Below are 11,872 nucleotides of genomic sequence, written 5' to 3' on the forward strand. Positions count from 1 at the left end.
AATCGGCTGCGCTGCCCTGGCTCAGCCTGCGGCCGTCGAGCGCAGCCGCTTGTACAGTGTCGTACGGCTGATCCCCAGCGCCCGCGCCACTGAGGAAAGATTACCGTTGGCTTCGCGCAGCAGCGTATTGAGGTCTTGCCCGGTGTCGGCCCGTTCGGGTGCAGGCAGGGGGGCCGAAGCTTCCACCAGGAACGCCGCTGGCAGGTGCTCTTCGCCGATGGCATCAGGCCCCGCCAACGCCAGGGCCACCTGCATCACGGTCACCAGCTCGCGCAGGTTTCCCGGCCAGGGATGCTGCTCGAGCAGCGCCAGCATCCCTGGCGACAAGCGTTGTACCTGTCCGGGTTCGCGGTAACGTGCGTGCACCTGCTCGATCAGTGCCCGCCGATCGCTGCGCTCGCGCAACGGGGGCAGTACCAGTGCCAGCCCGGCGATGCGGTAGTAGAGGTCCTGGCGAAAACGCCCGGCGCGGACTTCGGCAGCCAGGTCGAGGTTGCTCGCCGAGACCACGCGAATGTTCACCGCCACCGACTCACCACTGCCCAGCGGCTGTATGCAGCGCGACTGCAGCACACGCAACAGTCGGGCCTGGGTTGGAAGGGGCATGTCGCCAATTTCGTCGAGAAACAGGATGCCGCCGTCAGCCTTGCGGATCAGCCCGGTGTTGCCTTTGTGGTGGGCACCGGTGAAGGCGCCTTTCTCGTAGCCGAACAGTTCCGACTCCACCAGTTCTGCCGGGATCGCCGCGCAGTTCACCGCGATCAACGGCTGGCCGACGCGGCTGCTGGCCTGATGCAGGGCATTGACGAAGACCTCCTTGCCGACGCCCGTCTCGCCCTGGATCAGCACCGGAATATCCTTTTCCAGCAGCAGGCCGGCCTGGGCCAGCGCCTTGCTCACGCGCGGGTCGCTGCTTGGCGGTGTGCTGCGCATGGGTTGATGCGGTGCGCGCCACTGGCAGTGGAAACGGTGGCGACCGGCGACTTGCAGGGCGAAGGCGCTCTCCTGAGGGTGGGCGAGGATCTGTTTGAGCGAGGTCTGGAACAGCTGTTCGAGTGTGCATTGCCGCGGATCCTGGCCCAGCAGGCTGTCTGCGCGATGATTGGCTGCCAGCACCCGGCCACGTTCGTCGAACAGCAGCAAGCCGGCCCAGGGGCTGTCGAGGTTGTCGGGCGCGGTATTGAACACCAGTTGCCCATGCCGGTCGCCGTGGGCGGCGAGGATCAGGCGGTTCTCCAGGCTCTGGCCCATCATGCGCACCAGGCCGAGGGTCTGGGCGACGGGCAGGTAGCCATCGCTTGAGACATCCAGTACGCCCACCAGGCGGCGCTCGGCATCGAACAGGGGCGCGGCGGCGCTGGCCATGTAGCGGTTCTGACTCAGGAAGTGTTCGTCCTGGCCTACGTGGATGGCCTCACCGCAGGCCAATGCCGTGCCCAGCGCGTTGGTGCCCACGCCGCGCTCCTGCCAGTGTGCACCGGGTGTGAAACCGTGCTGCTGGCGCGGTTCGACGAAGCGCCGCGTGCCCCAGGCGTCGAGCAGGCAGCCTCCGGCGTCGGCGAGCATCACCAGGTAGCTGGAATTGCCCAGCAGGTGTGTGTACTGCGGCAGCACGGCGTCGCGGGTCAGTTGCAGCAGGGCCTGGCGGTGCTCGAGCAGTTCGCTCAGTTGCGCGCCGGTCAGGCAGTCGAAATCCGGCGCGCTGTGCGGTTGCAGGCCGTATTCGCGGCAGCGGGCCCAGGAGGCCTGGATCAGGTGGGCGTGGGTCGGGGTATCAGCGGCCATGGGCCTGTCCCTGTGTGATTGTTGTTGTCGACGACCGCCCTTGAGTGTCGTTCACAACTGTTCATTGTCAATGCCGTGGTTGTTCAACTGTCCAGCGAAACTGTTCATTTGTGTTCGCAGGCGAACAGAGCGCTGCTGCGTGGAGCCGGTGCCAGAGCGTTCGGCGGTTTCTGGCACGGTTCTGGCTCCGTTCGGCGGACAACAATCACAAGAAGGCTACGCCATGACCCTGGTGCTGGAGCAGGTCAGCCGCCACGTCGATAACCAGGCCTGGATCGCCGAGGCCAGTCTGCGTTTCGAGCCGGGCTCGTTCAACGTGTTGCTTGGTCGTACCTTGTCTGGCAAGACCAGCCTGATGCGCCTGATGGCCGGCCTGGATCGGCCGGACAGCGGGCGGGTGCTGATGGACGGCGAGGACGTTACCGGGCGCCCGGTGCGTGAACGCAATGTGTCGATGGTCTATCAGCAGTTCATCAATTACCCCACCCTCAGCGTGTTCGAGAACATCGCCTCACCGCTGCGCCAGGCGCGCCTGCCAGAGGCGCAGATTCGCCAGCGGGTGCGCCAGACCGCCGAGATGTTGCGTATCGAAGCCTACCTGCAGCGCTTGCCGCTGGAGCTCTCCGGTGGCCAGCAGCAGCGCACGGCAATGGCTCGCGCGCTGGTCAAGGACGCTTCGCTGATCCTCTTCGACGAGCCGCTGGTCAACCTCGACTACAAGCTGCGTGAAGGGCTGCGCCAGGAGTTGCGCGCGCTGTTCGCCGAACGCAACTGCATCGCCGTGTACGCCACCACCGAACCGAACGAAGCCTTGGCCCTGGGTGGCACCACCACCATCCTCCACGAAGGCCGGCTGCTGCAGAGCGGCCCGACCGCCGAGGTCTACCACAAGCCTTGCAACGTGCTGGCTGCCGAGCTGTTCTCGGAGCCGCCGATCAACCTGGTCAGCGGCCGGGTCGCGGGCAACGAGGTGAGCCTGGCCGGCGCCGTGCACTTCGCCCGTACCGATGATCTGCGCGCCCTGGCCGATGGCGACTACCGCTTCGGTGTGCGCCCCAGTCACATCACCCTGGTGCCCTCCCATGACGACGACCTCGAGCTGACCGTGCTGGTCGAGCTGGCTGAAATCAGCGGTTCGGAGACCTTCCTGCATGTGCGCAACGAGCACTGGCGGATGATCCTGCATCTGCCGGGGGTGCACGAATATCAGGTGGACACCCAGGTCCCGGTGTTCATCCCCACCCACAAGCTGTTCGTCTTCGACAGCACCGGTCAACTGGTACAGGCCCCCGGCCTGCGTCAGGGGAGGCGCCGCTGATGGCCGAGATCCGCTTGCATCGCCTGGCCCACAGCTACAGCCGCCAGCCCTCCGGCGCTGGCGACTATGCCTTGCACGAACTCGAGCATGTCTGGGAGCAGGGCGGGGCCTACGCCTTGCTCGGACCGTCCGGCTGCGGCAAGTCGACCTTGCTCAACATCATTTCCGGCCTGCTCAGTCCGTCCCAGGGGGAGGTGCAGTTCGACGGTCAGCCGGTCAATGCGCTGTCGCCGCAGCAGCGCAACATTGCCCAGGTGTTCCAGTTCCCGGTGGTGTACGACACCATGAGCGTGTTCGACAACCTGGCCTTCCCTCTGCGTAACCAGGGCCTGGATGAGCAGCGGGTGAGGGCGCGCGTCGAAGAGATCGCCGAGGTGCTCGACCTGGGGCCGGTGCTGAAGAAAAAGGCGCGCAACCTGAGCGCCGACGAAAAGCAGAAGGTTTCGATGGGCCGCGGCCTGGTGCGCGACGATGTGTCGGCGATCCTTTTCGACGAGCCGCTGACGGTGATCGACCCGCACTTGAAGTGGAAGCTGCGGCGCAAGCTCAAGCAGATTCACGAGCAGTTCAACATCACCATGATCTATGTCACCCACGATCAACTGGAGGCATCGACCTTCGCTGACAAGATCGCGGTGATGCACGGTGGGCGCATTGTCCAGTTCGGCACCCCGCGCGAATTGTTCGAGCGCCCGCGCCATACCTTCGTGGGCTACTTCATTGGCAGCCCCGGGATGAATCTGATCGAAGTGCGTGCCGAAGCCGATGGCGTGAGTTTCGGCGGTCTGCACCTGCCATTGCCGGATGGCCTGCGCGAGCGCCTCGCCGAGCAACCGCGCGAGCGCTTGCAGGTAGGGATTCGCCCGGAGTTCGTGCAGGTCTGGGACCGTCCGATCGATGATGCCTTCGAGGCTCAGGTCCTGGATATAGAAGACCTGGGCACCTACCGCATCCTCACCCTGGAGCTGGCTGGCGTCACCCTCAAGGCTCGCATGGGTGAGGACCGTCCCCTGCCTGAAGGGCGCGCGTGGGTCAGCCTGCCAGCGCAATGGCTGATGCTCTATGCCGATGACCTGCTGCTGGAGGCCACGCCATGAACAAGGTGCCGAACAACAAGGCCTGGTGGCTGGTGCTGCCGGTGTTCCTGCTGGTGGCCTTCAGCGCCGTGGTGCCGATGATGACGGTGGTCAATTACTCGGTGCAGGACATCTTCGACGCCTCCAACCGCTATTTCGTTGGCGCCGACTGGTACCGCCAGGTGTTGCGCGACCCCGCGCTGCACGATGCACTGCTGCGTCAGTTCATCTATTCAGGCTGCGTGCTGCTGATCGAGATCCCGCTGGGGATCGCCATTGCCCTGACCATGCCGACCAAGGGGCGCATGGCCTCTGTGTGCCTGATCATCATGGCCATTCCGCTGCTCATCCCGTGGAACGTGGTCGGCACCATCTGGCAGATCTTCGGCCGCGCCGATATCGGGCTGCTTGGCGCCACCCTGGCCAAGCTTGGGGTCAGCTACAACTATGCGGGCGATCCGCTGGATGCCTGGGTCACCGTGCTGGTGATGGATGTCTGGCACTGGACCTCGCTGGTGGCACTGCTGTGCTACTCGGGTTTGCGCGCCATTCCCGACGTGTACTACCAGGCTGCACGCATCGACCGCGCCTCGGGTTGGGCGGTGTTTCGCCATATCCAGCTGCCAAAGCTCAAGAGCGTGCTGTTGATCGCGGTGATGCTGCGCTTCATGGACAGCTTCATGATCTATACCGAGCCTTTCGTGCTCACCGGTGGCGGGCCGGGCAATGCCACCACGTTCCTCAGCCAGACCCTCACGCGCATGGCGGTAGGGCAGTTCGACCTGGGGCCGGCGGCGGCGTTCTCGCTGGTGTACTTCCTGATCATCCTGCTGGTGTCGTGGCTGTTCTATACCGCCATGACCCACGCCGACAAGGATTAGGCCATGACCTTGCGCAAAGCGGTGCCGCTGCTGCTGTACTTCTTCTTCCTGCTGGTGCCGATCTACTGGCTGTTGAACATGTCGTTCAAGAGCAACACCGAGATCCTGGGCGGGCTGACCCTGTGGCCGCAGGCGTTCACCTTTGACAACTATCGCGTCATTTTCACCGACCCGAGCTGGTACAGCGGCTACCTCAACTCGCTGTACTACGTGTGCCTGAATACGGTGATCTCACTGGCGGTGGCCTTGCCGGCCGCGTATGCCTTCTCGCGCTATCGCTTTCTCGGTGATCGCCATTTGTTCTTCTGGCTGCTGACCAACCGCATGGCGCCACCGGCGGTGTTCCTGCTGCCGTTCTTCCAGCTGTATTCGTCCATCGGCCTGTTCGATACCCACATTGCCGTGGCCCTGGCCCACTGCTTGTTCAACGTGCCACTGGCGGTATGGATCCTGGAGGGTTTCATGTCGGGGGTGCCGAAAGAGATCGATGAAACCGCCTACATCGATGGTTACAGCTTCCCGCGCTTCTTCGTGAAGATCTTCATACCGCTGATTGGCTCCGGGATCGGCGTGACGGCCTTCTTCTGCTTCATGTTCTCGTGGGTCGAGCTGCTGCTGGCGCGCACCCTGACATCGGTGAGCGCCAAGCCGATCGCGGCGGTGATGACCCGTACCGTGTCGGCCTCGGGTATCGACTGGGGGGTGTTGGCTGCGGCCGGGGTGCTGACCATCCTGCCTGGCATGCTGGTGATCTGGTTTGTCCGCAACCATGTGGCCAAGGGCTTTGCCCTGGGTCGGGTATAGGAGGGCGCAACGATGGAGTGGATGGCCTGGACCTTGCCCACGGCGCTGTTCTTTGTCGCCGTCGGTGTGCTGCTGTCGTGCATGACAGTGTTCGAGCTGCGTCGCCCCTGCGTGGAGCGGCGCGGTTTCCTGCCGCTCGTCACCAGCCGTGGCGATCGGTTGTTCATCGGCCTGCTGGCCAGTGCCTACCTGCACCTTGCGGTGATCGGCGCCAGCGACTGGCCGCTGTGGGTGGCCTCGCTGCTGTCGCTGGCCTGGCTCGTGGTGGTGCTGCGCTGGGGTTAGCCCGGGGCGGCGGATCATTTCAATCGGGAGATCACAATGTTCGATAACGACAACAAGCGGCGACATTTGACTCTGGCCGCGGCGCTGCTGCTCGGCGGCCTGCAGGGCACGGCGTGGGCCGATCAGTACGAGGACGCGGCGAAAAAATGGATCGGCAGCGAGTTCAAGCCCTCCACCTTGAGTGCCGAGCAGCAGATGGCGGAGCTCAAGTGGTTCATCAAGGCCGCCGAACCGTTTCGTGGGATGAAGATCAACGTGGTGTCGGAAACCCTCACCACCCATGAGTATGAATCCAAGGTCCTGGCCAAGGCATTCAGCGAGATCACCGGCATCCAGCTCACCCACGACCTGTTGCAGGAAGGCGATGTGGTGGAGAAGCTGCAGACGCAGATGCAGTCGGACAAGAACATCTACGACGGCTGGGTCAACGATTCCGACCTGATCGGCACGCACTTTCGCTATGGCAAGGTGCAGTCGATCACTGACCTGATGGCCAACGAAGGCAAGGACTACACCTCGCCTACGCTCGACCTGAAAGACTTTATCGGCATTTCCTTCACCACCGCGCCAGACGGCAAGGTCTACCAGTTGCCTGACCAGCAGTTCGCCAACCTTTACTGGTTCCGCGCCGACTGGTTCGAACGCCCTGACCTGAAGGCCAAGTTCAAGGAAAAGTACGGCTACGAGCTGGGCGTGCCAGTGAACTGGTCGGCCTATGAAGACATTGCCAAGTTCTTCACCGAGGACGTCAAGGAGATCGATGGCAAGCGTGTCTACGGCCATATGGACTACGGCAAGAAAGATCCCTCGCTCGGCTGGCGTTTCACTGATGCCTGGTTCTCCATGGCCGGCGGCGGCGACAAGGGCCTGCCCAATGGCTTGCCGGTGGACGAGTGGGGCATTCGCGTCGAGGACTGCCACCCCGTTGGCTCCAGCGTCACCCGTGGTGGCGATACCAACGGCCCGGCAGCGGTGTTCGCGACGCAGAAGTACGTGGACTGGATGCGCGCCTATGCGCCGAAGGAAGCGCAGGGCATGACCTTCTCCGAGTCAGGCCCGGTGCCGGCCCAGGGCAATATCGCCCAGCAGATCTTCTGGTACACCGCCTTCACCGCCGATATGGTCAAGCCCGGGTTGCCGGTGGTCAACGCCGATGGCACGCCGAAGTGGCGCATGGCGCCGTCGCCGAAGGGGCCGTATTGGGAGGAGGGTATGAAATTGGGTTACCAGGACACCGGTTCCTGGACCTTCTTCAAGTCCACCCCGGAAAAGCAGCGTCTCGCGGCATGGCTGTACGCGCAGTTCGTGACCTCGAAAACCGTGTCGCTGAAGAAGACCATCGTCGGTCTGACGCCGATCCGCGAATCGGACATCAACTCCCAGGCCATGACCGAGATGGCGCCCAAGCTGGGTGGGCTGGTGGAGTTCTATCGCAGCCCGGCACGGGTGCAGTGGACCCCGACCGGCACCAACGTGCCTGACTATCCGCGCCTGGCGCAGCTGTGGTGGAGTCATATCGCCGAGGTGGCCAGTGGCGAGAAGACCCCGCAGGAGGCCCTCGACGGCCTGGCCCGTGACCAGGACCGCATGATGGAGCGGCTGCAGCGTTCCAATGCCCAGGCCACCTGTGCGCCCAAGCTCAACCCAGAGCGTGATGCGCAGTACTGGTTCGACCAGCCAGGTGCGCCGAAACCGAAGCTGGCCAACGAAAAGCCCAAGGGCGAGACGGTCAGCTACAACGAGCTGCTCAAGTCGTGGGAGGAGGCGCGCAAGTGATCAGTTGCCGAGCGTACTGACCTCTACGCAGGCAGCCCTGCGCTCCCGCAATAGCGTCGGTAGATTCACCGCTTGATGAAAAACGGCACCCTTGGGGTGCCGTTTTTCATTGCTGTGTGCCGAGAACGATTACTTGTGCAGTTCTTCAGCCGCATACAGGGTGTTCTCCAGCAGGCACGCACGGGTCATGGGCCCGACGCCACCGGGAACCGGCGTGATCCAGCCGGCGCGGGGCAGGGCGGTCTCGTAGACCACATCGCCCACCAGCTTGCCGTCTTCCTGGCGGTTGATGCCCACGTCGATGACGATGGCGCCTTCCTTGACCCACTCACCCTTGACCAGGCCCGGTTTGCCGGCCGCTACCACCAGCAGATCGGCGCGGCCGACGTGGCCGGCCAGGTCCTTGGTGAAGCGGTGGCAGACGGTGACGGTGCAACCGGCCAGCAGCAGTTCCATGGCCATCGGGCGACCGACGATGTTGGAGGCGCCGACGATCACCGCGTTCATGCCGTACAGGTCTTGCCCGGTGCTCTCCAGCAGGGTGATGATGCCCTTCGGGGTGCATGGGCGCAGCAGCGGGATGCGCTGGGCCAGGCGACCGATGTTGTAGGGGTGGAAACCATCGACGTCCTTGTCCGGACGAATGCGCTCGAGCAGCAGCGAAGCGTCCAGATGCGCTGGCAGCGGCAGTTGCAGCAGGATGCCATCGACGGCCGGGTCGTCGTTGAGACGGTCGATCAGCTCGGTCAGGGCTTGCTGCGTGGTGTCGCTGGGCAGGTCGAACGCCTGGGAGATGAAGCCGACTTCCTCACAGTCCTTGCGCTTGTGCGAAACGTAGACTTGGGAGGCCGGGTCGGTGCCGACCAGGATCACCGCCAGGCCTGGCGTGCGCAGGCCTTGCTGGCGGCGCTCGGCGACACGTTGGGCGATCTGCTTGCGCAGGTTGGCGGCGATCGCCTTGCCATCTATAAGGTGTGCAGTCATAGACGCGTGATTAACCATCGAGAAGGGAACAATAAAGAGGGCGCATTCTCGCACGAGCCGGGCCGAGGGCAAAGGCGCGTGGTCGGGCAAATCCCCTAACCCCTTAAATAATTTAAATTTTTTTGAAAAAAGTGTTGACGACCTTTCGGCTCGTCTATAACATTCGTCGCACTTGTCGGGCACAACCTAGCACTGGTTAGCAAAGTCAGGCAGAATGAGCGGATTTGCTAGCTCGTTCGGTAAGGCTGAAAATTGATTTGCAATCGTAATGGAAAGCAGATTGAATATGCGCCCGTAGCTCAGCTGGATAGAGCATCCGCCTTCTAAGCGGATGGTCGCAGGTTCGAGTCCTGCCGGGTGCGCCATAAGGCAGCTTAGGCAAGCAAGTAGGTAACGTAACACCGCAATATGGTGGGCGTAGCTCAGTTGGTAGAGCGCTGGATTGTGATTCCAGTTGTCGTGGGTTCGATTCCCATCGTCCACCCCATATTCTTCGAAGGCGCCTTGATTGTATAATCAGGCGCCTTTGTTTTAAGCGCATCACGCGGACGTGGTGAAATTGGTAGACACACTGGATTTAGGTTCCAGCGGCGCAAGCTGTAAGAGTTCGAGTCTCTTCGTCCGCACCATCTTCTGTTTTCAATGCGCGCTCAAACGCATGAAAACCTCCTGAAAATGCCGCCTTGTGCGGCATTTTTCATTTCTGCAGCAAATTCCCAGGGCAGCGGAATTCTGGCGCATTCGTGTCAGTTCGCTGGCGGGATTTTTTCTGTTCATCATTCGGCATCACCTCCCAGTCCAGTGTTCATGCGGGTTGTGCCTCGGTGTTGGCGGCTGGTCGGATTCTTGCTTGGCGTTTGGCGTTGATGCGATTCCGCGAATAAAAGGAACGAACATGAAAGTCTGCAGCACGCATAGGGATAGTCTGTATTACGTGGTTGGCGCGGTCTTCAATGCGCTGGAAAAACGCCCGGTGGTTGCCGAGCTTGGCGTGCTGCGCGGCGAGAACGCCCTCAAGCTGCGCGCAGCCCTGACGCCAGAACGCATGGTGCTGGCCGACAGCTGGAGCAAGGAGTCGAACAAGGCTTACAGTCCATTCGATCAGTTGCCGCCCTGGGTCTCTCCGGTGGAGGACTACGAGTACTACTATGGTGGCTCGCTGCACGATGACGCGACCTGGGACCGCTTGTACGAAGAGTGCGTGTCCAAGTTCCTCGATATGCCCGAGGTCACGGTGATTCGCTCCGACACCATCGGTGCGATCGACAGGATCCGCGAGCGGACCGGCATCGAGCAGTTCGATTTCGTCTACGTGGATGCCAACCACCAGTACGAGTACGTCCTGCGCGACATGATGTATTACCAGGAAATGCTTGGTCCGGACGGCATCATGATGCTCAACGACTGCTGCTTCAGTGCCAATGGCACCAAGCAGAACCTGGGCGTGCTCGAAGCGCTCGGCAGCTTCATGAAGCGTTCGGACTTCATTCCGGTGGCGATGACCAATACCGATTGGTCTGATGTGATCCTGGTGCGCCGCAATTCCGTGCTGGTGCAGCTGTTCGACATGGCGCTGAGCAACTCCGACGTTCCTTACGTCGAGATCCCTCACCAACTGATCACCGCTGCACGCGTGGTCTATGGCGCGCAGCGTCACAACCTCAGCTTCGTCTGATTTCGATGTGGGGCAGGGGTGTACTGGCTGTTGTGGGTGCTCTTGTGCTCGCTGCGTGCCAGTCGCCGCGCGAAGCGCTGGAGCACAGGGCTGCCGAGTACGGTCGTGAGGTACAGGTGCTGGCGCTGGGAAGCTTTCCACTGCTGATCGTGGCGCCCGCGCGGATGCCCGCAGCCAACGTGCTGCGGGTTTATCTGGAGGGTGATGGCCATGCCTGGGTCACGCCCTCGCAGCCGAGTCTGGATCCTACGCCGCGGCAGACTCTGGTGGTCGACCTGGCGATGCAGGATCCGACACCTTCCTTATATATGGCCAGGCCCTGTCAGTTCGTCAGCGTCCCTGGATGCACGCCGGCGCTGTGGACCAGTCGGCGCTTCTCCCCTGAGGTGCTGGGCGCTCTTGGTCGGGCGCTCGATGACGTGAAGTCGCGTTATGGCAATCAGGGCTTCGAGCTGGTGGGCTACTCCGGCGGCGGAGCGCTTGCCTTGTTGCTGGCGGGTCGGCGTGAGGATGTGTGGCAGGTCCAGACCCTTGCCGGCAATCTGAGTCCGGCCGAATGGGCGCGAATGCTTGAGCTGACGCCGCTGGAAGGTTCGCTCGAGCCTTTACAGTATCGGGAACGCCTGGCGCGTATTCCCCAGCGCCATTTGCTGGGTGCCGAGGATCGCCAGATGCCTGCTGGCGTTGCGGCGTTTTATGCTCGGCAGTTGGGAGAGGCGCCTTGCCTCGAACTGGTTTCCCTGTCGGGTGTGACGCATGAGCGGGGTTGGCAACAGGCCTGGCCGAGCTGGCGGCAGCGGTCGCTGGCGTGTGCACCTGTCGAGCGGAAGGATTGAGGGGCTTGCCCTCTGGTGGCAACGCTATAAAAGCTGATAGATTTCAGCCGGTTGAAACACCGGTCGGTGACCGGCAGGGGAAATATCGATGATTGCCAAAGAAGCGCGCCAGGCGTTGGCGCTGCAGCGCTTTCGCGAAGCCAACCCGCAATTGCTCGAGGAGATCCGCGAGCTTGACGCGCGCGAGCAGGCCCAGCAGGTCGAGTGGGCGTTCGAGGATGCGGCTCAGGAGCAGGGTATCGAGCCCTGGGAGCTGGCCTTGCAGTTGATTGCCGAAAACCCGGAGCAATTGCAGGCCATGCGCCTGGAGACTCACCGCGAGGTGGCCGAGGCGCTGGGCATGTCTTGGGAAGAATATTGTCAGTTCAATGAAATCGACCCGCAGTAACGGGCCGATTCTGCAGTTGTAACTGTTTGACAGGTTTTTTCGGCATGCGCCTCAAAGATGGCGC

The 11,872-nt window shown here is 62.5% G+C and carries 11 protein-coding genes and 3 tRNA genes; 12 read left to right on the top strand and 2 right to left on the bottom strand.

Translation table 11 applies throughout. The features are described 5' to 3' along the window. Nucleotides 1-21: 21 nt before the first annotated feature. Nucleotides 22-1,785 carry a sigma-54-dependent Fis family transcriptional regulator gene (locus ACTYOL_RS09210; protein ID WP_444757811.1) on the bottom strand — a complete coding sequence of 588 codons (1,764 nt, stop codon included), beginning with the start codon at nucleotides 1,783-1,785 and terminating at the stop codon, nucleotides 22-24. A 223-nt stretch (nucleotides 1,786-2,008) separates the two neighbouring features. Between ACTYOL_RS09210 and ACTYOL_RS09215 the strand changes: the two genes are divergently transcribed. The 6 genes from ACTYOL_RS09215 to ACTYOL_RS09240 are packed head-to-tail and all read left to right on the top strand — an operon-like array spanning nucleotide 2,009 to nucleotide 7,925. Then, nucleotides 2,009-3,103, top strand: a complete 1,095-nt coding sequence (locus ACTYOL_RS09215; RefSeq protein WP_054892400.1) for an ABC transporter ATP-binding protein — start codon at nucleotides 2,009-2,011, stop codon at nucleotides 3,101-3,103. Next, nucleotides 3,103-4,200, top strand: coding sequence for an ABC transporter ATP-binding protein (locus tag ACTYOL_RS09220; RefSeq protein WP_153772946.1), 1,098 nt, complete (start codon nucleotides 3,103-3,105; stop codon nucleotides 4,198-4,200). The genes ACTYOL_RS09215 and ACTYOL_RS09220 overlap by 1 nt, the downstream gene beginning before the upstream one ends. Further along, the gene (locus ACTYOL_RS09225; RefSeq protein WP_054892398.1) at nucleotides 4,197-5,060 is read left to right on the top strand and encodes a carbohydrate ABC transporter permease; all 864 of its coding nucleotides are present in this window, start codon (nucleotides 4,197-4,199) and stop codon (nucleotides 5,058-5,060) included. Before ACTYOL_RS09220 ends, ACTYOL_RS09225 begins: the two co-directional genes overlap by 4 nt. A gap of 3 nt (nucleotides 5,061-5,063) precedes the next feature. Then, on the top strand, nucleotides 5,064-5,864 hold the full coding sequence (locus ACTYOL_RS09230; protein WP_054892397.1) for a carbohydrate ABC transporter permease: 801 nt from the start codon (nucleotides 5,064-5,066) through the stop codon (nucleotides 5,862-5,864). 12 nt (nucleotides 5,865-5,876) lie between these two features. Next, nucleotides 5,877-6,149, top strand: a complete 273-nt coding sequence (locus ACTYOL_RS09235) for a DUF2160 domain-containing protein (RefSeq protein WP_054892396.1) — start codon at nucleotides 5,877-5,879, stop codon at nucleotides 6,147-6,149. Between the two features lie 36 nt (nucleotides 6,150-6,185). Further along, nucleotides 6,186-7,925 carry an ABC transporter substrate-binding protein gene (locus ACTYOL_RS09240; RefSeq protein ID WP_054892395.1) on the top strand — a complete coding sequence of 580 codons (1,740 nt, stop codon included), beginning with the start codon at nucleotides 6,186-6,188 and terminating at the stop codon, nucleotides 7,923-7,925. Between the two features lie 129 nt (nucleotides 7,926-8,054). Here ACTYOL_RS09240 and folD read toward each other — a convergent pair whose 3' ends face one another. After that, a complete protein-coding gene (folD, locus tag ACTYOL_RS09245) occupies nucleotides 8,055-8,909 on the bottom strand; it encodes a bifunctional methylenetetrahydrofolate dehydrogenase/methenyltetrahydrofolate cyclohydrolase FolD (protein ID WP_054892394.1) in 855 nt (284 codons plus the stop codon). 288 nt (nucleotides 8,910-9,197) lie between these two features. On the opposite strand from folD, the gene ACTYOL_RS09250 reads away from it, so the two are divergent. The 6 genes from ACTYOL_RS09250 (at nucleotide 9,198) to ACTYOL_RS09275 (ending at nucleotide 11,808) form a co-directional block, all read left to right on the top strand. Continuing rightward, nucleotides 9,198-9,274 (top strand) — tRNA-Arg (locus ACTYOL_RS09250). Nucleotides 9,275-9,320: 46 nt separating this feature from the next. Next, nucleotides 9,321-9,396: transfer RNA gene (locus ACTYOL_RS09255), tRNA-His, on the top strand. Nucleotides 9,397-9,453: 57 nt separating this feature from the next. Then, nucleotides 9,454-9,538: transfer RNA gene (locus tag ACTYOL_RS09260), tRNA-Leu, on the top strand. A gap of 266 nt (nucleotides 9,539-9,804) precedes the next feature. Then, complete coding sequence (locus ACTYOL_RS09265; RefSeq protein ID WP_153772947.1) at nucleotides 9,805-10,584, top strand: class I SAM-dependent methyltransferase; 780 nt, start codon at nucleotides 9,805-9,807, stop codon at nucleotides 10,582-10,584. A gap of 5 nt (nucleotides 10,585-10,589) precedes the next feature. Further along, nucleotides 10,590-11,420: an alpha/beta hydrolase gene (locus ACTYOL_RS09270; protein ID WP_200603236.1), complete on the top strand. Its 831-nt coding sequence runs from the start codon at nucleotides 10,590-10,592 to the stop codon at nucleotides 11,418-11,420. Nucleotides 11,421-11,508: 88 nt separating this feature from the next. Beyond that, the gene (locus ACTYOL_RS09275) at nucleotides 11,509-11,808 is read left to right on the top strand and encodes a DUF6388 family protein (RefSeq protein WP_112897882.1); all 300 of its coding nucleotides are present in this window, start codon (nucleotides 11,509-11,511) and stop codon (nucleotides 11,806-11,808) included. Nucleotides 11,809-11,872: the final 64 nt, after the last annotated feature.

This window comes from Pseudomonas sp. A014 (assembly GCF_052378495.1).
In the GTDB taxonomy this organism is placed as follows: domain Bacteria; phylum Pseudomonadota; class Gammaproteobacteria; order Pseudomonadales; family Pseudomonadaceae; genus Aquipseudomonas; species Aquipseudomonas machongensis.